General features: G+C 69.8%; 23 protein-coding genes. 5 read left to right on the forward strand and 18 right to left on the reverse strand.

Annotated features, from left to right (window positions below; translation table 11 throughout):
• Positions 1-5 precede the first annotated feature (5 nt).
• The 3 genes from AB4Y74_RS14540 to yczR form a co-directional block, all read right to left on the reverse strand.
• The gene (locus AB4Y74_RS14540; protein WP_441799772.1) at positions 6-902 is read right to left on the reverse strand and encodes an arginase family protein; all 897 of its coding nucleotides are present in this window, start codon (positions 900-902) and stop codon (positions 6-8) included.
• An 88-nt stretch (positions 903-990) separates the two neighbouring features.
• A complete protein-coding gene (locus AB4Y74_RS14545; protein ID WP_441799773.1) occupies positions 991-4,359 on the reverse strand; it encodes an efflux RND transporter permease subunit in 3,369 nt (1,122 codons plus the stop codon).
• A gap of 136 nt (positions 4,360-4,495) precedes the next feature.
• Positions 4,496-5,974: a MocR-like transcription factor YczR gene (yczR, locus tag AB4Y74_RS14550; protein WP_441799774.1), complete on the reverse strand. Its 1,479-nt coding sequence runs from the start codon at positions 5,972-5,974 to the stop codon at positions 4,496-4,498.
• A gap of 63 nt (positions 5,975-6,037) precedes the next feature.
• Between yczR and yczE the strand changes: the two genes are divergently transcribed.
• Positions 6,038-6,928 (forward strand): membrane protein YczE, encoded by an 891-nt coding sequence (yczE, locus tag AB4Y74_RS14555; RefSeq protein ID WP_441799775.1) that lies wholly within the window; start codon positions 6,038-6,040, stop codon positions 6,926-6,928.
• 89 nt (positions 6,929-7,017) lie between these two features.
• Here the strand turns inward: yczE and AB4Y74_RS14560 are convergent, their stop codons facing one another.
• The 5 genes from AB4Y74_RS14560 to AB4Y74_RS14580 form a co-directional block, all read right to left on the reverse strand.
• The gene (locus AB4Y74_RS14560) at positions 7,018-7,779 is read right to left on the reverse strand and encodes a MerR family transcriptional regulator (RefSeq protein ID WP_441799776.1); all 762 of its coding nucleotides are present in this window, start codon (positions 7,777-7,779) and stop codon (positions 7,018-7,020) included.
• A gap of 77 nt (positions 7,780-7,856) precedes the next feature.
• Positions 7,857-9,968: an APC family permease gene (locus AB4Y74_RS14565; protein WP_441800459.1), complete on the reverse strand. Its 2,112-nt coding sequence runs from the start codon at positions 9,966-9,968 to the stop codon at positions 7,857-7,859.
• Between the two features lie 233 nt (positions 9,969-10,201).
• On the reverse strand, positions 10,202-10,831 hold the full coding sequence (locus tag AB4Y74_RS14570; RefSeq protein ID WP_441799777.1) for a PadR family transcriptional regulator: 630 nt from the start codon (positions 10,829-10,831) through the stop codon (positions 10,202-10,204).
• Positions 10,828-11,679, reverse strand: a complete 852-nt coding sequence (locus tag AB4Y74_RS14575) for a DUF4097 family beta strand repeat-containing protein (protein ID WP_441799778.1) — start codon at positions 11,677-11,679, stop codon at positions 10,828-10,830. The genes AB4Y74_RS14570 and AB4Y74_RS14575 overlap by 4 nt, the downstream gene beginning before the upstream one ends.
• Before the next feature lie 178 nt (positions 11,680-11,857).
• On the reverse strand, positions 11,858-12,442 hold the full coding sequence (locus AB4Y74_RS14580; protein WP_441799779.1) for an antibiotic biosynthesis monooxygenase: 585 nt from the start codon (positions 12,440-12,442) through the stop codon (positions 11,858-11,860).
• A gap of 103 nt (positions 12,443-12,545) precedes the next feature.
• Here AB4Y74_RS14580 and AB4Y74_RS14585 point away from each other — a divergent pair, with 103 nt between their 5' ends.
• Positions 12,546-12,728 carry a hypothetical protein gene (locus AB4Y74_RS14585; protein ID WP_441799780.1) on the forward strand — a complete coding sequence of 61 codons (183 nt, stop codon included), beginning with the start codon at positions 12,546-12,548 and terminating at the stop codon, positions 12,726-12,728.
• Positions 12,729-12,793: 65 nt separating this feature from the next.
• On the opposite strand, the gene AB4Y74_RS14590 is transcribed toward AB4Y74_RS14585, so the two are convergent.
• Positions 12,794-13,867, reverse strand: coding sequence for an NAD(P)-binding domain-containing protein (locus AB4Y74_RS14590; protein ID WP_441799781.1), 1,074 nt, complete (start codon positions 13,865-13,867; stop codon positions 12,794-12,796).
• Between the two features lie 141 nt (positions 13,868-14,008).
• On the opposite strand from AB4Y74_RS14590, the gene AB4Y74_RS14595 reads away from it, so the two are divergent.
• A complete protein-coding gene (locus AB4Y74_RS14595) occupies positions 14,009-14,230 on the forward strand; it encodes a DUF3073 domain-containing protein (RefSeq protein WP_441799782.1) in 222 nt (73 codons plus the stop codon).
• A 40-nt stretch (positions 14,231-14,270) separates the two neighbouring features.
• Here AB4Y74_RS14595 and AB4Y74_RS14600 read toward each other — a convergent pair whose 3' ends face one another.
• The 8 genes from AB4Y74_RS14600 to AB4Y74_RS14635 form a co-directional block, all read right to left on the reverse strand.
• Positions 14,271-14,885 carry a response regulator transcription factor gene (locus AB4Y74_RS14600; RefSeq protein WP_441799783.1) on the reverse strand — a complete coding sequence of 205 codons (615 nt, stop codon included), beginning with the start codon at positions 14,883-14,885 and terminating at the stop codon, positions 14,271-14,273.
• Positions 14,882-16,057: a sensor histidine kinase gene (locus AB4Y74_RS14605; RefSeq protein ID WP_441799784.1), complete on the reverse strand. Its 1,176-nt coding sequence runs from the start codon at positions 16,055-16,057 to the stop codon at positions 14,882-14,884. Before AB4Y74_RS14605 ends, AB4Y74_RS14600 begins: the two co-directional genes overlap by 4 nt.
• A 31-nt stretch (positions 16,058-16,088) precedes the next feature.
• Positions 16,089-16,832: an ABC transporter permease gene (locus AB4Y74_RS14610; RefSeq protein ID WP_441799785.1), complete on the reverse strand. Its 744-nt coding sequence runs from the start codon at positions 16,830-16,832 to the stop codon at positions 16,089-16,091.
• Positions 16,829-17,752, reverse strand: a complete 924-nt coding sequence (locus tag AB4Y74_RS14615) for an ABC transporter ATP-binding protein (protein ID WP_441799786.1) — start codon at positions 17,750-17,752, stop codon at positions 16,829-16,831. The genes AB4Y74_RS14610 and AB4Y74_RS14615 overlap by 4 nt, the downstream gene beginning before the upstream one ends.
• Before the next feature lie 68 nt (positions 17,753-17,820).
• Positions 17,821-19,092 carry a Calx-beta domain-containing protein gene (locus AB4Y74_RS14620; RefSeq protein WP_441799787.1) on the reverse strand — a complete coding sequence of 424 codons (1,272 nt, stop codon included), beginning with the start codon at positions 19,090-19,092 and terminating at the stop codon, positions 17,821-17,823.
• 60 nt (positions 19,093-19,152) lie between these two features.
• Positions 19,153-20,274, reverse strand: a complete 1,122-nt coding sequence (purM, locus tag AB4Y74_RS14625) for a phosphoribosylformylglycinamidine cyclo-ligase (RefSeq protein ID WP_441799788.1) — start codon at positions 20,272-20,274, stop codon at positions 19,153-19,155.
• Positions 20,275-20,304: 30 nt separating this feature from the next.
• Positions 20,305-21,876, reverse strand: a complete 1,572-nt coding sequence (gene purF / locus AB4Y74_RS14630) for an amidophosphoribosyltransferase (protein WP_441799789.1) — start codon at positions 21,874-21,876, stop codon at positions 20,305-20,307.
• Positions 21,877-21,905: 29 nt separating this feature from the next.
• Entirely contained in the window at positions 21,906-22,304 is a 399-nt protein-coding gene (locus AB4Y74_RS14635) for a hypothetical protein (protein ID WP_441799790.1), read from the reverse strand.
• 74 nt (positions 22,305-22,378) lie between these two features.
• Between AB4Y74_RS14635 and AB4Y74_RS14640 the strand changes: the two genes are divergently transcribed.
• Positions 22,379-22,510: a hypothetical protein gene (locus AB4Y74_RS14640; RefSeq protein ID WP_441799791.1), complete on the forward strand. Its 132-nt coding sequence runs from the start codon at positions 22,379-22,381 to the stop codon at positions 22,508-22,510.
• Positions 22,511-22,517: 7 nt separating this feature from the next.
• On the opposite strand, the gene AB4Y74_RS14645 is transcribed toward AB4Y74_RS14640, so the two are convergent.
• Positions 22,518-22,874 (reverse strand): sterol carrier family protein, encoded by a 357-nt coding sequence (locus AB4Y74_RS14645; protein WP_441799792.1) that lies wholly within the window; start codon positions 22,872-22,874, stop codon positions 22,518-22,520.
• Positions 22,875-22,950: 76 nt separating this feature from the next.
• Here AB4Y74_RS14645 and purD point away from each other — a divergent pair, with 76 nt between their 5' ends.
• Positions 22,951-24,207, forward strand: a complete 1,257-nt coding sequence (purD, locus tag AB4Y74_RS14650) for a phosphoribosylamine--glycine ligase (protein WP_441799793.1) — start codon at positions 22,951-22,953, stop codon at positions 24,205-24,207.
• The last annotated feature ends 60 nt before the right edge of the window (positions 24,208-24,267 follow it).

Raw genomic sequence — 24,267 nt, forward strand, 5'->3', positions numbered from 1 at the left:
GGGGGTCAGCGGGAGGCGAGGCCGGCGGCGGCCTCGAGGACGAGGAGAGCGGCCAGACGGACGGTGCGGGCGTCGGGGGCGTCGGCGGTTGCGTCCACCTCGGCGATGTCGATCGAACGGACGAACGGGGATGCTGCCGCCAGGCGGGCGAACCGGCGCAGCTCCCACGCAGCCAGGCCGCCGGGCACCGAGGCCGGGCACCCCGGGGCGACGGAACGGTCGCAGACGTCCACATCCAGGTCGACGTGAACCGGCCCGCCGGCCGAGCCGGCGATCTCCATCGCCTCCGCCATCACATCCTCGATCGACCGGGTGTGCAGTTCGCCGCGCGTGATCACCGTGATGCCGTGCTCTGCGGCCCGCCGCGCGTAGGCGGCCGAGTTGGCGAAGTCGGCGATGCCGATCTGCACGACTCGGCGGCCGTCCAGTCCGGACTCGAGCAGCTCGCGGACCGGTGAGCCGTTCGACCTCCCATCGCGGAGATCGTGATGGGCGTCGAGAGTGATGAGACCGGCGGACGCCAGCTCGTCCCCCGCCGCACCGAGCGCGACCGGCACGGTGAGGGAGTTGTCGCCGCCGACCGCGACCGTCAGCCGCGACCGGCCGACGGCCTCCGCGACGGCGGCGGCCGCGCGCTCGCGCCCGTCCGGTCCGTCCGGCGATGTCACGTCCCCCGCGTCCGCGAACCGCAGCGCCTCGACATCGAGCCCTGGAGCGAACGCCGAGTACCGGCGCAGGGCGTCCCGCACGGCTGCGGGAGTCGCGTGCGCGCCTGTCGGCGACAGCGACGTCTCATGGGTCGGGATGCCGATCAGCGTCAGATCGGCGCCGTCGGGCCCCAACGGCGGCCAGTCTCCGGCGCGCGGCCACAACGGATCGACGGACAGCCCTAGCTCGCTCATACCGCGACCCTAGCGATGCGGGAGGCGGGCGCGGCGGACGGCGGACGTCCACCCGTCTGGGATTCCGGACGTCCCGCCGCCGCACCGCTCAGATCTGGGAGCCGCCTGCCGGCCGCGTGAACACGGGAGGCTCGGGGTTCTCCGGCGACCGACCGCCGTCGGACGGCCCGTCGCCCGACGGCCCGTCGCCTGACGGCCCATCCGCTCCACCCGAGCCGCTGCCGGGCGTGCCGTCCCCGCCGCCGAGGTCCGCATCCTTCGCCGCCCTCCGCGCCGACTTGCGCTCGCGGCGCCCCTCGACGAGGTTGTACAGCGTCGGGAGCACGACCAACGTGAGTACGGTCGACGAGATCAGACCGCCGATCACAACGATCGCGAGCGGCTGCGAGATGAAGCCGCCGTGCCCGGTCAGCCCGATCGCCAACGGGGTCAGTGCCGCGATCGTGGCCAAGGCCGTCATCAGAATCGGCCGGAGTCGTCGGGACGCGCCGTGCGCGACGGCGTCGGCCACACTGAGCCCACGCTGTCGGTACTGGTTGACCAGGTCGATGAGCACGATCGCGTTCGTCACCACGATGCCGATGAGCATCAGCAGTCCGATGAGCGACGCCACGCCCAGCGGGATGCCGGAAACGAGCTGCAGCAGGATGGCACCGGTCGCAGCGAACGGCACCGACACCAGCAGCTCCAGCGGTTGACGCAGGGATCGGAACGTGGCCACCATCACGATGTAGACGATCAGGATGGCCGCGAGCAGGGCGAGCCCGAGCTGCGAGAACGCATCCGACTGGCTGGATGAGACACCGCCGATCTTCGCCGTCGCTCCCTCCGGCAAGTCGGCCGCCTTGAGCGACGCCGTCACATCCGCGTTGGCCGTGGTCAGGTTGTCCGTCGCGGGTGTCGCCGTCACGCTCGCGGTACGGAGACCGCGCTGAGTGGTGACCGTCGCCGGCCCCTTGACCTCCTTGACCGCGGCAAGGCTGTCGAGCGGGACCACGCCCGTGACGGTCGGGATGGGCAGCTGAGCCAGACCCGCGACAGTCGTCGGCGGGTTGTCGCTCTGCAGGTAGATCTTCAGGGTCGTGTTGTCGATGGCAACCGAACCGGCCTGCGTCGGCTGCATCGCCTGCGACACGAGGGTGCCGACGGCGACCTCGCTGAGACCGGCCGCGGCGGCCTTCGACCGGTCGACCTCGACGGCGACGTACGGCAGCGACGCACTCAGATTGGAGGTGACCTGCTTCAACGAGGACTTCTTGTCCAGCTGCGCGACCACCGAATCCGTCGCCTTCTGCAAATCCTCGTTGCTGCTCGCGGTGATGTCCACCTCGATGTCGCTCGAACCTCCGAAGCCGCTGGAGGTCGAGAGCGTGATCTCGCCCTGGTCCTTGATGCCGGCGATCTCGTCCGAGATCGTGTTCTGCAGTTTCGCCTGGTCGGCGTTCGGGTCGGTGGTGATCGAGAACGTCGTGCCGCCGCTGCCGCCGGTGAACGCGTCGCGCAGCGACGATCCACTGGATCCGATCGAGACCTGCACGGTCTTGACGCCCGCGGTGTCGAGCAGCTTCTGCTCCACAACCTTCGCCGCGTCGTCCTTCGCCTGCAGGCTCGCGCCCGGGTCGAGGGTCTGTGTGACGGTCAGCGAGTTCTGGCCGCTCGATCCGAGGAAGTTCGTCTTCAGCAGCGGCACCGAGAAGAACGTCAGCACCAGCACGACGGCTGCAGCGACGATGGTCAACCACGAGTGCCTGAGGGTCCAGCGGATGATCGGCAGGTATCCGGCCTGCAGCCGTGACGGGTGCTCGAGCTCGTCGACGCCGCTGGTCGTCGCCTCGTCCACCGAGAGGTGCGCCGACTCGACGTCGGAGCCGCCCTCGTGCTTGTGCGCCTTCGGCGCGCGCAGGAACCAGTAGGCGAGCACCGGGACGATCGTGAGCGCGACGAGCAGCGACGACAACAGCGCGATCGTGACCGTCACGGCGAACGGGCGGAACAGCTCCCCGGTCACGTCACCGACGAACGCCAGCGGCAGGAACACCGCAACGGTCGTGATCGTGGAGGCGGTGATCGCGCCGGCGACCTCCCGCACAGCCCGCACGATGGTGACCGCCCGGTCGGAGCCCGCCACCAGTTGCCGCTTGATGTTCTCGATGACGACGATGGAGTCGTCCACCACGCGTCCGATCGCGATCGTGAGCGCGCCGAGCGTGATGATGTTGAGCGTGTAGCCGGAGGCCCACATCACGATGAACGTGATGAGCACACTCGTGGGGATGGAGATGACCGTCACCAGCGTCGAGCGGATCGACAACAGGAACACCAGGATGACGATGACGGCCATCGCGAGGCCGAGCAGACCCTCTTCGGTGAGGGAGTTGATCGACTGGGTGATGAACGGCGCCTGGTCGAAGACGACCGTGACCTTCGCGTCGGAGCCGAGCTTCGACTCCAGGTCCGGGATGAGCTTGGTGACCTCGTGCGAGACCTCGACCGTATTGGCCGAGGGCAGCTTGGTGACGGCGATGGTCAGTGCCGGCTTGCCGTCCACCCGCGACAGCGAGGTGATCGGGTCGTCGGTCTCGGCGACGGTCGCGACGGACCCGATCGTCGCCGGGGTGGTGGGGGCGACGACGGTGGCCGCGCCCGCTCCCGCGCCCGCTGCGCCGCCGACGCCAGCCTTGCCCGCACCGGCGGCACCGCCGGCACTCGCACCCGCCGACCGCACCAGGGGCAGCCCGGCGATCTCGTCAACCGAGTTCACCTGGGTGCCCGACTGGATGGACAGCGTCTTGCCGTCCTCGGTGATGGCGCCGCCCGGGATGAGCACGCCGCTCTGCTGCAGCGCATCCTTGATCGCCGAGGTCGACGCGCCGGCGGCCGCCAGCTTCGCCGGGTCGGGCGTGATCGTGATGCGCCGGCCCACCTCGCCGACGAGCTGGGCGTCGTTGACGCCCTTCAGATCCTTGATGTCCGGCAGCACCAGCTTCGTGATGTCGTCGCCCAGTTTGCGCTGGTCGCTCCCGCCGGTGACGGCGAGCTGGATGACCGGCAGATCGTCGATGCTTCCGGAGAGCACTTGCGGCTCGACCCCCGACGGGAGGGTCGACTTGATGCGGTTGATCGCCTGGTCGATCTTCTGCTCGGCGGTCGCCAGGTCGGTCCCGTAGGTGAACTTCACGGTGATGATCGACTGGTTCGTGCTGCTGACCGCTGACGTGCTGTCGAGGTCCGGAACGCCCTGGATCGCCGCCTCCACCGGGGTGCTGACGTCGTTGTTCACGACCTCCGGCGAAGCACCGGGGTAGCTGGAGAGCACCACGAGCTGGGGGAAGGAGATCGACGGGATGAGCTCCTGCTTGAGGTTGCTGAGCGCGAGTCCGCCGAAAATCGCTGCGACGATCGTCACGAGCGCGATCAGAGCGCGATTCTTCATGCTGAGGACAGCCAGGAAATGCACGGGGGTTCCCCTCGAGGGACGGGTTGCAGGACGTGCGACACCGGTGGCGCACGCAAAGTATGTCAGGAGAGGGTGGGCGCTCTCTTCATGCCCAGGTACGACATCCTGCTACTCCCCGGGGAGTCCCGCCCGGGAGTCAGACCACGCTGGGAAGCGCTCCCTGGTCGAAGTAGGGCACCGGCTCGTTGGCCGCGACAGCCCAGGCGCCGGACAGGGCGGTGAAGGCGCGCTCGTACTCCTCCGGCGTGTACGTGATCGGGATGCGGAGGAAGCGCTCGAAGGCACCGTCGATCCCGAACCGGGGTCCGGCCGCGATCAGCAGACCATGACCGCGTGCGGCGAGCGCCAGCGCCGAGCTGACGGGGGCCCCGATGCCCACCCACGCGGTGAGGCCGCCGTGCTGTACGGGCATCGACCAGTCGGGGAACCGCTCCGCCACGAGCCGGCGGACCGTCTCCCGGCCATCCCGGAGCTGCTCGCGCCGCTCCTCCATGATCTCGTCGAGCTGGGGCACCAGCCGCGCGACGACCAACTGCTCGATCACCGGAGTGCCGAGGTCGGTCGCCGGCTTGGCCGCGATCAGGCGCTGGATGTGGGACCGCTCGGCGCGGATCCAGCCGATCCGGAGTCCGCCCCACAGCGTCTTGCTCGCCGAGCCGATCATGATGATCGGCGCACCCGGCGATGCGGGGTCCGCGTACCGCGGCATCGGCAGGTATTCTCCGACGCGGTCGATGTCGAGTTCTGCCGTGGTCTCGTCCGCCACCACGATGGCGCCGTGACCGGCGGCGGCGGCCAGCACACGCTCCCGCGTCTCCGGCGACATGGAGGCGCCGGTCGGGTTGTGGAAGTCGGGGATGAGGTAGGCCAGCGCCGGATTGGCGCGATGGAACGTCTGCTCGATCGCGTCCGCATCCCATCCATCGTTCTGCTCGCCGAGGCGGTGCGGTCCCTCCTCGGGCGCGGTGACGGTGATGGGAACCAGCCGGGCTCCGGCCAGGCGGATCGCCTCGATCGCGTGCGGGTAGGTGGGCACCTCGATGACGACGCGGTCACCGCGCTGCAGGAACGTGCGTGCGATGAGCGCGATGGCCTGCTGCGCGCCCACGGTGACCAGGATCTGGTCCGGATCGGTGGGGAGCCCGCGGCGGGTGTACCGGTCGGCGATCTCTCCGCGGAGGTGCGGCAGGCCCACCGGGTCGTAGCCGGGTTCGGAGAGGAAGCGGGGCAGGTCCTCGGCGGCGGCTCGCGCTGCGGCCGCGAGCGAGGAGGCTGCGGGGAGGGACGCCTTGGTGAAGTCGAGCATCCCCTCGCCCCCGACGGCCGGGAGCGGGAGTGTCCGGCCCGGCAACCGCGTGACGCTCCCCGAGCCGCGCACGCTGTCGACGAACCCGGCCTCGCGCAGCTGGCGGTAGGCTGCCGCGACCGTCGTCCGGCTCAGTTCGAGGCGCCCGGCGAGGTCGCGTTCGGCCGGCAGGCGCGTTCCGATCGGGATGCGACCGTCGAGCACCAGCAGGCGGATGCGGTCGGCGAGCGCCTGGTAGCCTGCGGCGCTCGTCCGCCACGCTCCGAGGAGGTTCTCGAGCGAGCGGGCGGTGAGCTGAGCATCCGACATGCAGGCCACTTTAGGCGAATTGGCATCTTGCCGCCAGTCCAATTGTCGCGATTGGATTGTGTCATGACCAGCCGACTGCTCCTCACCCGCCGCCTCGTGCAGCTGCTGATCGGCCTGTTCCTCTACGGAATCGCCATCGCGCTCATGGTCCGCGCCGGTATCGGCCTGTCGCCGTGGGACGTCCTGGCGCAGGGGCTGTCGCTCAAGACCGGCATCCCGTTCGGGTTCGTCACCAACCTGGTCGGGCTCGTGGTGCTCGCGTTCTGGATCCCGTTGCGCCAGCGTCCCGGCCTCGGAACCGTCCTCAACGTGCTGCTGGTCGGCCCGAGTGCGCAACTCGGCCTCGACCTCATCCCGCAGCAGACGATCCTGTGGGTGCAGGTGCTGTTCTTCGCCGCCGGCCTCGCACTGCTGGCAGTGGCGACCGGGCTCTACATCGGCCCGCGGCTCGGTCCCGGGCCGCGTGACGGCCTGATGACCGGGCTGCACGCTCGCACCGGTCGTCCCATCTGGATGGTGCGGACCGCCATCGAGGTGACCGTGCTGATCATCGGGTGGGTGCTGGGCGGCAACGTCGGCGTGGGAACGCTCGCGTTCGCGCTGCTCGTCGGGCCGCTGTGCAGCATCACCCTCCCCTTCTTCGCGATCCGCCTGCCGCAGGACGCTGCAACGACTGAGGCAGCGCTGGAAAGCGAGCTCGAGGGAACGGCCGAGCAGTCGGCCGGCCTCGAGGAGGAGCAGGATGCCGTCCGTTACGACGTGCGCGACGGCATCCTGCTCGAATCAGACCGCGCTGCGCACGCACGCGTCACGCGGTCCGACTCCCCATTCGTGCGCGGTCCCCAACCCGACCGCGCCGCCGCCTCGCGGCCGACCCCCGCGTCCCGCCCGTCGCGCCTGATCGCCGCCCACTGGCTGGACGACCGCCTCACCCGCCGCCCCCGCCACCCCTGACTGAGTCCCACCATCGCTTCCTCACTTAATCCGCGAATCGGGGTCCGTTAGCCGGATTTTTCGAGGAAGCGATGGTGGGACAGCGGGGGCTAGGTCAGGTGGGCGGCGGCGTAGAGACGGAGGGCGTCGCGGACGAAGGTCGCCCCGGAGGTGCCGCCGTAGTTGGCGGCGAAACGGTCGTCGGTGACGTACATGTCGCCGAGCCCCGTCAGGTAGGCGGCGGCGGGGGCACCCGTACCGTAGCCGGGGGTGCCGGGGATGCCGGCCAGCCACTCGGCGTGACGGCGCGCGAGCTCCTGGGCTTCGTCGGAGTCCGGCGAGACACCGCTCGCGGCGGCGGCCTGCCAGTCCTTCGCCAGTCGCTCCTGGCGGTCCTGCCACTCCCGCCGCTCCTCCGGCGTCTTGCTGCGCCACCAGCTGTCGGATGCCGCGTACGCATCCTTGCCCCAGCGCTGCTCCACCTCCTCCTTGTACTGCGTGTGATCGAATCCGTCGAACATGCGCTCGGCCACGATCTCTTCTCCTTCCTCCACTGCGTGGATCGTCGACTCGACCGACGCGATCTGCCGCGCCAGCCGTTCCCGCTCCGCCCGTAACCACGCAAGGTGGTCGCGCAGAGCGGGTGCCGCATCCGTCCGATCGTCGAGCACGCTGCCGACGGCGTCGAGGCCGAGACCGAGCTCGCGAAGCAAGAGGATGCGCTGCAACCGCACGAGCGCGTTGCGGTCGTAGTACCGGTAGCCGTTGCCGCCGACGCGGCTGGGCTTCAGCAGCCCGATCGCGTCATAGTGGCGCAGCGTGCGGCTGGTGGTGCCGGCGATCCGCGCGATGTCCTGGATGGACCAGTCCATGTCTCCTCCTCCCGTGCGGTTGTGAAACCCACGTTAGGAGTTGACGTTACGTCAAGGTCAAGGTCAAGGAGCGGCGGCTAGCGCTTCGCCCGGGCGGGGACCTTCGGCTCCGGCTCGGGGATGGACGCGGCTATAGACTCCGCCGTCTGCGGCGGCTCTTCGATCGTGATCGGCACCTGGTGGATGTGGATGGGCGTGCGCGCGGCAGACGCGGGCGCCAGCGGCCGGCGGGCGATGGGACGCACCGGCTCGCCTCGGCGATCCTGTCCCGGCAGCGGCCGCGAGCGGCGGCCGTAGATGAGCGACGACGAGTCGAGCAGCCACGGCACGAGCGCGACGGTGACGCCGTGACAGAGCATGAGCTGCTTGCTGATCCGGCGGGAGCGGTGGTTGTGCAGGAGCCCCTCCCACCAGTGGCCGACGATGTACTGCGGGAGGTAGACCGTGACGACCTCGGAGCCGTGCTCCTCACGCCGGTGCTTGAGGTACTTCACGAGGGGGATGCCGAAGTCGCGGTACGGCGACTCGATGATGGTGAGCGGCACGTGGATGTTCTGCTCGATCCACTGCCGCTGCAGCTTCTGGGTGGCCTCCTCCTCGATGGAGACGTGGACCGCCTCGATCGAGTCGTGGCGGGCGGCGATCGCGTAGTCGAGTGCCTTCAGCGCGGGCTTCTGCATCTTGCCGATGAGCACGACGGCGTGGTCGCCGACGCTGCCGAACGTCGTGACGGGGTCGACTTCGACCTCCTTCTCGACGTCACGGTAGTACCGGTTCACGCCGAGCATCAGGAACCACAGGATCGGCATGAAGATGAAGACCAGGTACGCGCCGTGCGTGAACTTGGTGATCGTCACGACGATGAGCACGATCGCGGTCAGGCAGGCGCCGAAGGCGTTGATGCACAGCGAGCGGATGATGCCCGTGCGTTCGCGCCCGGTCTGGCCGCCGGTGCGGAGCAGCGAGATCCAGTGCTTCACCATCCCGGACTGGCCGAGGGTGAACGAGACGAACACGCCGATGATGTACAGCTGGATGAGCTGCGTCAGGTTGGCCTGGTAGACCACCAGCAGCACCGTCGCCGCCAGAGCCAGGATGATCATGCCGTTCGAGTACACCAGCCGGTCACCGCGGGTGTTAAGCGCCTTGGGAGCGTACGAGTCGCGGGCGAGCACAGAGCCGAGCAGCGGGAAGCCGTTGAACGCGGTGTTCGCCGCGAGCAGCAGCACGATCGCGGTCGCAGCCTGCACCAGGAAGAAGAAGAAGGTGTTGTTGCCGAAGGTCGCCGCGGCGATCTGGGCGATCAGGCTGCGCTGAGGCTGGGTCGCGCAGTCCGCCCAGCCCTGCAGGTCGCAGGGGTTCTCGGCGTAGTGCACGCCGCTGATCAGCGCGATCGCGGTGAGGCCGGCGAACAGGGTGATCGCGATTCCGCCCATCAGGGCCAGGGTGACCCGAGCGTTTCGGATCTTCGGGGTGCGGAACGCCGGGACGCCGTTGGCGACGGCCTCCACACCGGTGAGAGCCGAACATCCACTGGAGAAGGCGCGGAGGAGCAGAAGGACGACGGCCGCTTGTGTGAGCGAGTCCGCGTGCACCTGGTATCCGGCCGACTCGGCGACGGGAGCGTCGCCGAAGACCGTGCGGATCAACGCCGTCACGATCATCAGGCCGATGCTGCCGATGAAGATGTAGGTCGGGAGCGCGAACGCCTTGGACGACTCGCGCACGCCGCGCAGGTTGACCGCGGCGATGAGGATGACGCACAGAACGGCGAGCTCGACCCGCCACGGCGCGAGGAAGGGCAGGGCGGAGATGATGTTGTCCACGCCGGAGGCGACGGACACCGCGACGGTGAGCACGTAGTCCACCAGGAGCGCCGACGCGACGATCAACCCGGCCTTCTCGCCGAGGTTCTTGTGGGCGACCTCGTAGTCGCCACCGCCGGAGGGGTATGCCTTGACCAGCTGTCGGTAACTCAGCACGACGGTCACGAGCAGGACCACGACGGCCACCGCGACCCAGGGAGCGAAGGTGAGGAACGCCAGGCCGCCGAGCAGCAGGATCATCAGGAGTTCCTGCGGAGCATAGGCGACGCTCGAGAGCGCGTCCGAGGCGAAGATGGGTAGGGCGAGGTGCTTCGGGAGCAGTTGTCCTTCGAGCTTTTCACTCGGAAGCGGGTCGCCGATCAACCAGCGCTTCGGGGATCTCCCCTCAGTTGTCACGAGTGGCGAGCATACTCGCTGCCAATGCACTGTCAAGTCGGCGCGTCGCGCTGTCCCCAGCATCGTGATCTGCAAACACTGAGGGTCGCACCTGCGGCGGCTCGTCCGCCGCGGATTGGCGCGGCGCTCGGGGCGCGAGCGGCCTCACTGGGAGCCGAATGAGCATTGACTGACTGTTTCCGAAAACCGGCCAGAAGCGGTCAGCGGCGCTCGAGAGCCTCGGTGACTGCGCGGCGCACGCGGTCGAGCTCTCCCTTGAGCAGCGGCACCACGTCCGCTGGGAGCACACCGCGAGCCGCCTGGTAGCGCAGGTCGGTCCGCAGCTGCTGACGGAACTCGTTGATCGCCGCCTCCGCATCCCGAACGGCCCCGATCCCCGCCGCCCGCGCATCCCGATCCGCGTCGCGGGCATCCTGCCGCGGGTCGACCCTCGAGGCGTTGCGCTTCGCTTCCCGAGCGGCCGACGCCAGCTCGGCACGGAGGGTCCGCATGGCGTCGTTGACGCCGGCGCGGACCTCATCGGCGAGTCGGCGCACCGAGTCGGTGACCTCTTCTTCGATGGCATCGAGCTCCGGGCGGCGGGCGGCGAGTTCCGCTCGCCCGGCATCCGTGATCGCGTATACGGTCTTGCGGCCGTCCGCGGACTTGGTGACAAGGCCCTCCTCCTCCAGCTTCGCCAGCCGGGGGTAGATGGTGCCCGCACTGGGGCTGTAGGTGCCGCCGAAGCGGTCGGTCAGCGCCTGGATCAGCTCGTAGCCGTGCCGCGGGGACTCGTCGAGGAGGCTCAGCAGGTAGAGGCGGAGGCTGCCGTGAGAGAAGACGGGGCTCACGCCGATGCCTCCTGCGGCGCCGCGCCTTCCGCGCTCTGGGCGCTCGCGGAGCTGCGGAGCACGGCCGCGTCGCCCGAGACGGAGTTGACGCTGATCTCGACCCACGTCCCGTTGAGGGTGCCCGACGTGCCCGTGTACCCCTTACCCATTCCGCCGACGACGGTCATGTTGTCCAGCTGCACCTTGCCCGAAACGGTGTTCACCCGGTAACGGGCGCCGACGGCCTCCGGGATGCGAATGGTCGTGTCCCCCGACACGGAGTTCACGTTGATGTCGTCCGGCGTCCCGATGACGTCCAACATGACGTCGGCGGAGACCCCGTCGGACGAGAACCGGCGGATGGCACCGGTGGCGGTCACATCGCCCGAGACCGTGTGGGCCGTGATGCGACCGGTGTGGTCACGGACGGAGAGTTCGCCGTTGACGGAGTTGAGCTCGATGTCGCCGGTGAGGCCGTCGGCCACCACATCCCCAGACACCGTGCTGAGACGCGCGTCGGTGTGGAGTCCGGAGACGAGCGCGGTCGCCGAGACGACACCGAACTTGAGCTCGACGTCGCGCGGAACGAGCACGCTGACATCGGCACGCGCACTGGAGCGCATGGACTTGAAGACTTCGATGAAGTTGTCCCAGCGCAGCTGCGGGTGGTCGATCTCGAGGCGGTCGCCGTCGATCACGATCTTCAGGTCGCGCCCGGCGACCGAGTGGACCTCGATGCGTGCACCCGGCTCGTCGTGTCCGACGATGTCGATCTGGCCTCCGATGAAGCCGACCTTCAGCGCGCGGACGACCTCGACGTCGATGGTGCGGCTCTCGCCCGGCTGGATCAGCCACTTCTCTTGTGCCATCGTGCTTGCTCCTTCTTCTCCGGTCCTCTGCCGGGGACCGTCGGTGATTCGCGTTATATCGCGACTGTTGACGTGAATCACGATATATCGCGAGTGGATGCGATGCAAGCGCACTCAGCTGAAATGGGAGGAGTTCAGGGGGTGCTCAGGGGAAACCCTGAACAGAGGCGGCCTCCCACTAGCGCCGCCGCAGCCACGGCTGCAGCAGCCGTGTGACGAACGGAAGGAGCAGGTAGGTCATGATCGGGGTGAGGCAGAGCGTCGTCGCGAGCACGGTGGCCAGCGGCCACAGGCTGTGCCAGCCCGGCACGAACATCCCGGTCAGGTACGTGAAGGCCAACGAGAGCGGGAAGAACCCGAGCCAGATGGTGACCGCCTGCTTCCAGCGCGGCGGAGCCGACGGCACTCCCGGCTGCGGCTCATCGAACCAGCCCTCGATACCCGTGCGGCGCTCCACGCGCGACACCTCGACGAGCTCCCGGCCCTCATACAGCCAGTCGGCGCGGTCGTCCGACGCCTCCCAGGCCTCCAACGTGTCCGAGTCCGCGAAGCGGTACAGCATGTGCCACTCGCCCGAGTCGGCGTGCGCCCGCACCCATCCCGAACCGAGGAAACCCTCGTAGCCGTTCGCGAGGTTCACGCCCGACTGCACCCAGTGGGTCACCTCCGTCAGGCGGTTGCCATCGACGCGACGGGTGATGGATACGGTCACGGGCAGGCGACGCGCTCGTGGCGCATCCAGCAGAGGCTCTTGTGGAGACATGACTCCATTGTCTCCGGGCCGCGTTACGTGCGGATTTCGGAGGTCAGCGCGAACCGATCAGCGGAGGCCCGTCGCGCACCACGAGCCGCGGGGCGACGAGCCGGTGCCGTGGGTCCGCGAGGCCCTCACCGGGTCGGACGCGGCCGCCGCGCGCGCCGGTCAGCAGCTCCAGGACCCCAGAGCCAGTCGTGACTCGTTGCTCCAGTCCGCGTCCAGTCGCGACATCATGTCGCAACTCGACGGAGTCACCGACCGGATGCGCGCGGCCGGGGCGATCGAGTCGTGACTCGTTGCGCCCATCCGGCACGAGTCGCGACATCAGGTCGCAACTCGGGGGCTGGGTGCGGAAGGTCAGAGCTGAGCCATGACCTGGCGGGCGATGATGCGGCCGGCGCGGTTCGCGCCGATCGTCGACGCCTGGGGGCCGTACCCGGCGAGGAAGATGCGCGAGTCCTGCCAGGACGCGCCCGACGCGACCGTCAGACCGCCGGTCTTCTCCCGCAAGCGCAGGGGCGCGAGGTGGCGCAGCTCCGGACGGAACCCGGTCGCCCAGATGATGGCGTCCGCGCGGGTGAACGAGCCGTCCGGCCAGCGCACGCCGTCCTCTTCGATCCGGGTGAACATCTCGCGCTCGATCAGCACGCCGCGCTCGATGCCCGCGGCGATCCTCCGGGTGCGGGGCACGCCCGTCCCACTCACGATCGACGGGAGCGCCTGCCCGGATCGCGCCGCAGCATCCTGCATCGCCACCGCGGCGACGCCGCCCTCGATGGTGAGTTCCGATTCATCGCGGAAGTCCACCGGTCGCCGCGCGGTCCAGGTGAGAGACGCTGCGATGCCCTCCAGCTCGAGCAGGAACCCGATCGCGCTGGTGCCGCCTCCGACGACGATGACCGACTGGCCCGCGAACTCCTCCGCCGACAGGTAGCTCGAGGTGTGCACCTGGCGACCTCTGAACGTGTTGATGCCCGGGTAGTAGGGGACGAACGGCGCGCCCCACGTGCCGGTCGCATTGACCACGACGCGGGTCGCCGTCTCACCCCGGGTGTGCTGGACGATGAGGTCGGCACCCTTGTCGAAGACGCTCGTCACGGTGACGGGACGCTGGACGTCGAGACCGTAGAACTCCTCGTACCGGCGGTAGTAGCCGGCGACGATGTCCCGGGCCGGGAGCGAGCGGTCGGCCGTGTCGAAACTCAGGCCGATCTCGGACATTCCCGGCAGATCGTTAACGTGGTGAGCGCTGCCGAGTTTGAGCGCATCCCACCGGTGCTGCCACGCTCCGCCGGTGCGGGGACCCCGGTCGTAGACGACGAAATCGACCCCGGGAGTCAGCTCGAATCGACGGAGGTAGTAGGCGACCGCGAGGCCGGCCTGACCCGCGCCGATGACCACCACCTGGGTGTCGGTCCTGGTCGTGCTCACGCGCTCATCCCATCATTTCTCGCTGTGCGCCGACTCGGGGTCTCGTGGGGGCCGCATGCTAAACTGAATCGTAGTTTTCACTGTTTCTATCGGATCCCCGGCGAGTCTCTCGCACGGGCTGGGACCAAAAGGGGGTCACGCATGGGGCGCGGCCGTCAAAAAGCGAAGCACACCAAGATCGCTCGCGAGTTGAAATCGTTCAGTCCGACTGTGAACTATGACGCGCTGGAGCGCGAGCTGACCGGTCACTCCCACAGCGAAGACGGCCAGTACGACAAGTGGGCCGAGTACGAGCCCGAAACCGACGACGAGTTCGAGTACGAAGACGAGGACGAGGAAACGGGCACGCCGAAGCGCGCGTAGTCCCCTTCCGACCGCACCGTACCGATCTCCGCCAACCCGGTCACAACCAACCCTGACGGGTCGCTATCGTCACCGCCTCCGAGCGGTTGCGGGCACCGGTCTTCCCGATCGCGCTCGACAGGTGATTGCGCACCGTGCCCTCGCTGAGGTGCAGCCGACGAGCGATGTCGGAGATGCTCCCACCCTGACCGGCGACATCCAGCACCTCCGCCTCCCGGACGGTGAGAGGCGACGCTCCGGATGCGAGCGACTCCGCCGCCAGCGCCGGATCGACCACGCGCAACCCTGAAGCGACTCGGCGCACCGCATCCGCAAGCTGTCCGGACGGCGTGTCCTTCACCACGAACCCGGACGCACCCGCCTCCATCGCCCGACGCAGATAGCCGGGGCGTCCGAACGTGGTGACGATCAGCGACCGGCAGAGCGGAACCTCGGCGCGCAAGGCCGCCGCCGCCGCGATGCCGTCCGCTCCGGGCATCTCCACATCGAGCAGGGCGACGTCGGCGTGCGCTGACCGCGCGGCGGCCACCACCTCGTCGCCGCGCCCCACCTGCGCCACGACTTCGAAGTCCGGTTCGAGGTCGAGGAGGGCGGCGAGGGCGCCGCGGACCAACGCCTGGTCGTCGGCGAGCAGCAGCCGGATGGTCCCTGTCACGCAGTCCTCCGCACGCTGAGCAGGGTGCCTCCGCGCGCGCCGGCGCCGACGGCGAGGACCGCACCCGCTTGGGCTGCGCGCACGGCGAGCCCCGCCAATCCCGAGCCGGCCGTCCGGAGCGTCGCCGAGGTGTCGGCCGCACCCAGCGGGGCCGGCACTGACCCGGGATCGACGACGGGCCCGCGACCGTCGTCCTCGATCTCCAGACTGTCGCGTGCGACCGTCACCCAGCAGTTACGGGAGCCGGAGTGGCGGATCACGTTGGTGACCCCTTCGCGAAGGACCCATCCGAAGAGCTCCCGCAAGTCGGGGTCGACCGCCTCGCCGTTGCGGGGAAGGTGCGCCCGGATGTCGGCGGCGGCGAGCCCGGCCTGCGCGGCGGCCAGCTCAGTGGAGAGGCTCATCTCGCGGTAGCCCGCGACGGCGGCCCGCAAGTCGGCGAGCGCCGACCTGCTCAGCCGTTCGATGTCGGCGATCTCGTCCGCTGCACGCACCGGGTCGACGGGGATCAGCCGCCGGGCCAGCTCCGACTTCACGGTCACGACGGTGAGTGAGTGCCCGAGCACGTCGTGCATGTCGCGCGAGAAGCGTGCGCGCTCGTCGACCACCGCCAGCCGGGCGATCTCGCTCTGCGCGTTGCGGAGTCGCCGGAGCGCGTCGATTTGGCGGGCGAACGCGCTCATCATGACCCCGATGGACACCGTCACCAAGGCGATGAACCAGTCGTCTTCGAGGGAGCCGGCCGCAGTGAAGACCACCAGCTGGAGGATGCCCAGGCCTCCGATGATCGCCAGGCTGACCGCGCTGCGCGCCACCACCATCCCCGCCACGCACGCGACGTATACCCACGTCCAGGTGGCGACGGTCCCGATCAGGGGGAACAGCGTCAGGGTGAGCGCGAAGTAGGCGGCGAGGCCGATCAAGCGGACGCGTTCCGACTCCCACCACAGCAGCGGAGGGAGCACCAGGAAGCCGACGTAGATCATGGCGAGCAGACCCGTGGTCAGCAGCTTCTCGCCGAGCGTCCCGCTCGATGTCCACAACCCGACCAGCACCGAAACCTGGTAGAGGAGCCCGATCGCGGCTCCGGGATACCAGCGGAATGCGGACGGATGGGTGAGCCGGACCCACCAGCCGATCGGCTGGACCTCCTGCACCTCACGCGAGAACACGTTGCTACCTTAGCCAGCGGACCGGCGGCGCTCAGCCGCGAGCAGCGTCGCGGCGGTACCGCCATACGATGAGGGCGCCGAGCGCCAGCGTCCACGCCACCAGCACGATCGTCGGAGTGACGGCGTCCCCGCTCTGCAGCGCGCCGAGTTGGCCGACGCGATTCAACCAGTACGAGGGCACGGCTTTGGCGACATCGGCCACCCACGCAGGGAACACCTGGAGGGGGATCCACAGCCCGCCGAGCACCGCCATCCCCATGAACACCGCCATGAACAACGGCTGGGCGAATTCCGGCTTGGCGAACTGTCCGATCAGGATGCCGAGCAGGGCGAACGGGACGACGCCCAACCAGATCGCCAGACCGGCGAGCACCCAGCTGCCGACGGCGAGGTCGGGACGATACAACGCGACCGACACCCCGACGATGACCAGGATGCTGAACAGCGCGAGCGCCAGGGCCGCGATGAGCTTGGAGACGAGGTAGCCCGTGCCGCTGAGGGGGGTGATGCGCAGCTGACGGTTCCAGCCGATCGACCGCTCCGTGACGATCTGGAACGCCTGCGAAAGGGCCGACATCATCCCTCCGTACGCGGCGACCTGGATGGTGGTGACCACGATCCACGGGAGGTGCGTCACCGCATCCACCTGACCTTCGCCACCGAACGTGCCGCCGAACGCGAACAGCATGACGAGGGGGACGGCAAGGGTGAAGATCATCGCCCGCATGTTCTTCAATTGGCGGAGGGACTCGTGGCCCAGGTACGCGATGCTCATGAGACTGCTCCTTCTGGATCGCGCGACTCGGTGAGGGCGAGGAAGGCCTCGTCCATCGTGTGCGCGGTCACCTCGATGTCGTGGATGTCGGGGCGCGCCGTGAGGAGGGCGCGCAGGGTGGCGTCGGAGTCGTCGCTGACCAGCGTGAGCTGGTCGCCCCGGCGGTCGACGGAGCGGACGCCGGGGAGCGCGAGCAATTCGGCCTGCGTCTCCGGGGCGGCGGCGAAGGTAGCGGTTGCCCGGATGCGCCTGCCGGAGACGACCGCCTTGACCTCGGTCGGCGTCCCGTCGGCGACGACCCGTCCCCTGGCCATCATCACGATGCGGTCGGCGTACTCGTCTGCCTCTTCGAGATAGTGGGTGGCGAAGACGACTGTGCGACCGGCCTCCGTGAACTCGCGCATCGACTGCCAAAAGGTGCGCCGGGCCTCCACATCCATTGCCGCCGTCGGCTCGTCGAGGAACAGCAGGTCGGGGTCGGAGACGACCGCGACGGCGAACCGCGCGCGTTGCAGTTGTCCGCCGGACAGTTTGGAGACGCGCTGCCGCCCGATCTCGGTGCAGCGTGCCCGCTTCAGCGCCTCGTCGACGCTGAGCGGGTGGCGGTGCGCGGCCGCGACCAGCGCGACCGACTCAGCGACGGTGAGGGTCGGCAGCAGCGCGCCTCCCTGCAGCATGGCCCCGACGCGGCCGCCGTGGATCGCATCGTGGGGCGGGCCGCCGAACAGCTCGACGCTTCCCGACGTAGGTCGCGCGAGCCCGAGTGCGAGGTCGATGGTGGTGGACTTTCCGGCCCCGTTCGGGCCGAGCAGAGCGACGACCTCACCCGGACGGATGCTCAGGTCGACGCCGTCGACCGCGGAGAGCGCCCCGAACGTCTTGCGCAGGCCGGTGAGGCGGATGGCTGGTGTCTCGTTCACCCGTCCAGACTCGCGGAACGGCGGGACCTGTGAGCAGGGCGGGTGTCAGGACGACGGGGTGACGTTTGTCACGCCCGTGCCTCGCGCATCCCGGCCGCTCTGACCAAACCGATGACCCCGGCGATGCCGCCCCCGGTGATCAGAAGGCCACCGATGAGCACCGCGAGGTCCTGCCCGCCGCTGAGCGCGGCTGCGGGCGCCGCGGCCGTGGGGTCGTCCGGCGGGAGAACCGACGACGCTCCGCCGCCGCCTGCTCCCGGGTGGTTCGCCGCAGCCGTCACGGCAGCAGGCGGGGTCGCGGGCACGGCGGGGAGCCGTACGGTCGCGGAGGCGGTGGACACCGCGGTGGATGCGCGCTGCAGCAGCACGAAGAACGTTGCGGCCGGGGCACCCGCGGGCCGCGACAGAAGCGGTACGGACACGGTTGCCGAAGACTGTCCGTCGGCGAACGCCACGACCGTCGACAGTTGGCCGTAGTCGGTTCCGGCGGTCGCCGTGCCATCGGCGGTCATGACGTCGACAGTGGCCGTCCCTGCGGGCGACGGCCTCGTGACGGTGACCAGGACGCCGGTACTTCCCGCAACCACGGAATCGGCCGTAACGCCGAGCGGAGCGCTGGCGGCGGTCGCGGTGAGCGTCGTCGTGCCGACCGCCGAGAGGAGGCCGGACCCTGCCGCCGGCTGGAAGGTTGCGGTCACGGTGTGCCGGCCGACCGCGGGCACTGGGAGGTCGGCGCGTGCGACTCCGGCCGAGACGGGGACGGCGACAGTCGCTCCTCCATCGAGTGCGAAGGCCACCGTTCCGGCGTCCGGCGCACCGAGGAGCATGCGGGTCACGGCCGCCGAGACGGACGCCTGACCTCCGGCGGAGACCTGCGCAGGCGCGCTGACGGTGACCGCGGTCGCCGTCGTGCATGCCGGGGCACCGTCGAAGCCGACGTCGGTAGTGCCGAGCCGCCAGGCGATGCCGGGCTCGGCCGCCGCATCCACCGTCACGAGCCACACGCCGTGATGCTCGCCCGGCTCGAACGTCGAGGGTTGTCCGCGATCGGCGACGCCGACGGTGAGGTCGTTCGCACCCGAGCCCGCCGGAACAGTCACGGCCGTCGATACTGCAGCGCGGTAGCCGAGGACGACGGTGCGAGAGGAGACGGTGCCGAGGGGCGCATCCTGAACGCAGTCGACGAGCGGAGTGAGCACATCGGCGGGGGCGGAAGGTGAGGCTGTCGCTGTGCCATCCGCCGGCGAGGCCGCCGCCAGCGCGGGCCCGGCACCGACCAGCACACCGAAGGCGGCGAGGGTGAGCGCGCATGCCAGGCGAAGGGCATGCGGTCGTCTCACACGCGTCACTCTATCCGGAGGTCGCCCGGCGCCGCTCCGACCAAAAAGGGTGACGTCGCGTCAGTTCGCGTAGCTCCCGACGAGCCGCACGGCGCCGCCGTCTACGCCCTTCGCACCCTGCTCGAAACCGGTGAAATCCCGGGACGAGGTCGACACTGTTCCCGCGCGCCAGGTGGGGATGCCGTCCGCCGTGATCGCCGCGGCGACCGCATCCGCCGCCTCGGCCGCGACGACCGCGAACATCCCGATGCCGAGGTTCCAGGTGCCCTCGCTCGACTCGAGGGTGGTTCCGGCGAGGTCGCTCAGGATGCGGAACACCGGCGTCGGCGACCAGCTGGCGCGATCCACCTCGACCCACGAGCCGACGGGCAGCACCCGCGCGAGGTTCGCCGCGATGCCGCCACCGGTCACGTGACTGAGGGAGTGGATGGCGCCGCCGAGGGACGCATCCTGCAGCACCCGGAGCAGCGGCCCGGTGTACAGGCGCGTCGGCTCGAGAAGCGCCTCGCCGACGATCCCGCCGAACTCCTCTGAACGGTCCGTGAAGCCGATGCCCCGCGCCGCGAGGATGTGACGGACCAGCGAGAACCCGTTCGAGTGCAGGCCGGACGAAGCCAGGGCGAGCACCGCATCCCCGTCGCGCACGCGCTCGGCGCCCAGCACCGCATCCGCCTCGACGGCGCCGACGGCCGCACCGGCGACGTCGTAGTCGTCCGGGCCTAGGAGGCCCGGGTGCTCGGCGGTCTCGCCACCCACCAGCGCGGTGCCGGTCTGCTCGCAGGCGCGGGCGATGCCCTCGACGATGGCCGCGATCCTCTCGGGAACGACCTTGCCGCAGGCGATGTAGTCGGTCATGAACAGCGGGCGGGCGCCGACCACGACGATGTCGTCGACGACCATTCCCACCAGGTCTTGGCCGATGGTGTCGTGCTTGTCGAGCGCCTGGGCGATGGCGACCTTCGTGCCGACGCCGTCCGTCGAGGTGGCCAGGAGGGGACGCCGGAAGTCGCGCAGGAAGGACACGTCGAACAGTCCGGCGAAGCCGCCGACACCGCCCAGGACCTCAGGACCCTGCGTGCGCCCGACGGCCGCCTTCATCAGCTCCACCGCCCGGTCGCCCGCTGCGGTGTCCACGCCGGCGGCAGCGTAGGAGGCGGACGTTGAGGCGCTCGAGTCGGTCACCCCACCATCGTATCCGGCTGGTCGGCCGGGCTACTCCTGGCGGGCGGGGTCGCCGAAGGAGAGGAGCGGCTCGAGCTCGGAGTCGGGACCGGGCTCGCAGCCGTCGGAGGTCGCGTCGGAACCGTCGTCTGTGGGAGCGAGCGCGGGGCGCTCCAGCAGGTTCTTGCCGAGGTGGTGCGCGTCCGGCAGCTCGATCGGGTAGACACCCGTGAAGCACGCGGTGCACAGGCGCTCGCGCGGCTGCTCGGTGGCGTCGATCATGCCGTCCTCGGAGAGGTAGCCGAGGCTGTCCGCGCCGATCGACTGGCGCACCTCATCCACCCCCAGCCCGGTCGCGATGAGCTCGGCGCGGGATGCGAAGTCGATGCCGTAGAAGCACGGCCAGGTGATCGGCGGGCTGGAGATGCGGACGTGCACCTCGGCCGCGCCGGCCTCGCGCAGCATCGAGACCAGGGCGCGCTGCGTGTTGCCGCGGACGATCGAGTCGTCGACCACGATCAGGCGCTTGCCCTTGATGACCTCTTTGAGCGGGTTCAGCTTGAGCTTGATGCCGCGCTGGCGGATGGTCTGCGACGGCTGGATGAAGGTGCGGCCGACGTAGGAGTTCTTCACCAGGCCCTGCCCGAACGGGATGCCCGACGCCTGCGCGTAGCCGATGGCGGCGGGGGTGCCGGACTCCGGGGTGGGGATGACCAGATCGGCCTCGACCGCGTGCTCCCGGGCCAGCTGGCGACCCATCTCGACGCGCGCTTCGTAGACTCCGCGACCGGCGATGGTGGTGTCGGGACGCGCGAGGTAGACGTACTCGAAGACGCAGCCGGCGCGCTTCTCGGTGGCGAAACGCTGGCTGCGGAGACCGTTCTCGTCGATGGCGATGAGCTCGCCCGGCTCGACCTCGCGGACGAAGCTGGCGCCGACGATGTCGAGGGCCGCGGTCTCGGAGGCGACCACCCAGCCGCGCTCAAGACGACCGAGGACCAGCGGACGGACGCCCTGCGGGTCGCGCGCCGCGTACAACGTGTGCTCGTCCATGAACACGAGGCAGAACGCTCCGCGCAGGCGCGGGAGCACATCCATCGCCGTCGACTCGAGCGTGTGATCGAGGTCGCCGGTGAGCAGGGCGGTGACCACGGCCGTATCGGTCGTGTTGCCGCGCGACAGCTCGCCGTCGTGCTGCGGGTAGCGCTCGTGCACGAGCTGCATGAGCTCGGCGGTGTTGGTCAGGTTGCCGTTGTGGCCGAGGGCAACCGTGCCGCTCGCGGTCGAGCCGAGGGTCGGCTGCGCGTTCTGCCAGCTGGACGCCCCGGTCGTCGAATAGCGCGTGTGGCCGACGGCGATGTGGCCGGGGAGCGAGTTCAGCGCGTTCTCGTTGAAAACCTGCGACACGAGACCCATGTCTTTGTAGATGAGGATCTTGTCGCCGTCGCTGGTCGCGATGCCAGCGGACTCCTGCCCGCGGTGCTGCAGCGCGTACAGGCCGAAGTAGCTGAGCTTGGCGACCTCCTCGCCGGGGGCCCAGACGCCGAAGACACCGCAGGCGTCCTGCGGTCCCTTCTCGCCGGGAAGCAGATCGTGACTGAGAAGACCGTCGCCTCCGGACACAGCAGACCCCTTTCAGGAAGTCGTGATGTTCAGCTCTGGGTGTCGCTCGTGCTGTCGTGCTGCGTTCCCGGCTCCGCCGAGTCGGCCTGCCGCGCAGGTGACGTTCCGGGCTCGGGGACGCGTACGTCGATTCTATCCGCCTGCACACTGCGCGCTCGACGGCCGGTCGCGCGGTCGACGACGAGTGCGACGACGGCTCCGATGGCGACCCCGACGATCACGCCGATCGCCAGCAGAAAGCCGAAGACGCTGCCACGGTCGTACGTGGGGTTCTCCGGGAACGAGAAGGTCAGGATCAACGCCACGATCGCGAAGATCACCGCGCCGGTGATCATGAACCGGAAGTATCGCGGCGAGCGCCGCACGCGGACCTCCGCCGGGGTGACGGTCTCCTCGAACTGCTCGTCGCCGTCGGGGGTGTCGGTCATGTCCCCATTGTCCCAGATCGAAACTGGACGACGGTCGGGCGTCATGGATGGGGCCGGGCTGCGTCTACGAGGGTGTGAGCACACCATCCCGACCGGCCACCGCGTCCCGTCGAACAGTCGCCCTGGCGGCTCTCGCGGCCGGCGCGTTCGCGTTGCTCCTGGCGGCCGCCGCCGTTGCCGCTGTCGCGTTCGGCGTGCATCCCTGACGAGGGTTCAGTACCGCAGGGGCAGCAACCCCTCGAGCGAGGCGCGCTGACCAGAGGCATGCACGGCGCCGGAGGCGACCCCCTCGTCCCAACTCATGGCGCCCGACGCCAGGGCGAGGAAGGTCGCGGCGTCGGTCTCGACCACGTTCGGCGGTGTCCCACGCGTGTGACGCGGGCCCGGGATGCACTGCACGGCGCCGAAGGGCGGCACGCGCACCTCGACGGTGTTGCCGGGCGCCCGCTCCGCGAGCAGTTGAAGGAGGTAGCGCACAGCCGTGGCGATGGTGTTGCGGTCGGCTCCCCCTGCGACGGCGGCTCGGGTGGCCGGGCCGCCGACGTCGTCCGCGATCTTCGCTCTCGCCATGCGTCAATACTCCCACTGGGCGCGGGCCCCCGGACCTGACCCCGGCGGCCGCAGCCGATCCCTCTAGCATGGGGGCGTGAAGATTCTCGTCCTCGGTTCCGGTGCCCGCGAGCACGCCATCATCACCGCGCTGCTGGCCGAGGGAGTGCGGCACGATATCGTCGCGGCCCCGGGCAACGCCGGCATCGCGCAGGATGTGCCCGTCGAAACGGGCCTGGATCCGCTCGACGGCGAAGCGGTCACCGAGTACGCGATCGAGAACGGCATCGAGCTGGTCGTGATCGGGCCGGAGGCCCCGCTCGTCGCCGGCGTCGCCGATCCCCTGCGCACCCGGGGCATCCCCGTCTTCGGGCCGGGCAAAGCCGCGGCTCAGCTGGAGGGCTCCAAGGCGTTCGCCAAGCGGATCATGGATGCCGCGGGCGTCCCGACCGGTCGCGCCGTACGCGCCGAGACCCTCGCCGATGCGGAGCGGGCACTCGACGAGCTGGGGTCGCCCTACGTGGTGAAGGCGGACGGCCTGGCCGCGGGCAAGGGCGTGCTCGTCACCGAGGACCGCGCCGCCGCGGTCGACCACGCGACGCACTGGCTGCTGCACGGGGGCGTGCTCATCGAGGAGTTCCTCGACGGCCAGGAGGTGTCGCTCTTCCTGGTCAGCGACGGGCACGACGTGCTGCCCCTCTCCCCCGCCCAGGACTACAAGCGCCTGCTCGACGGGGACGCCGGTCCCAACACCGGCGGGATGGGCGCGTACTCGCCCCTCCCGTGGCTGCCGGAGACGTTCGTCGACGAGGTCATCGACACCATCGCCCTCCCGACCGTGCGCACGCTCGCGGCAGAGCAGACGCCCTTCATCGGGCTTCTGTACTGCGGGCTGATCGTCACCGAGCGCGGCATCCGGGTCATCGAGTTCAACGCACGCTTCGGCGATCCGGAGACGCAGGTGGTGCTGCCGCGACTCGTCACGCCGCTGTCGACGCTGCTCTACGCGGCGGCGACCGGCGGGCTCGGCGGGATGCCGCGTCCCGAATTCGCGCTCGACACCGCCGTCACCGTCGTGCTGGCCAGTGAGGGTTACCCCGAGGCTCCGCTGACGGGGCGCCCGATCACCGGGCTGGATGCGGCCGCCGCGGTCCCCGAGGTGACCATCGCCCACGCCGCGACCGCGGTGGACGAGGCGACCGGCGAGCTGCTCGCGACCGGCGGCCGGGTGCTGTCCGTCGTCGCGCGCGGCACCGGCTTCGCTGAGGCGCGCGACCGCGCCTACCAGGCCGTCGACCTCATCCACCTCGCCGGCGCCCAGTACCGCACCGACATCGCCGCCCGCGTCTCCTGACCGAGCGCCCTCAGCCCCACCATCGAGTCCGCGAAGACTGCACGCTCCGGCGGCGTGTCG

The organism is Leifsonia sp. RAF41 (genome assembly GCF_052114085.1).
Taxonomy (GTDB): Bacteria; Actinomycetota; Actinomycetes; order Actinomycetales; family Microbacteriaceae; genus Leifsonia.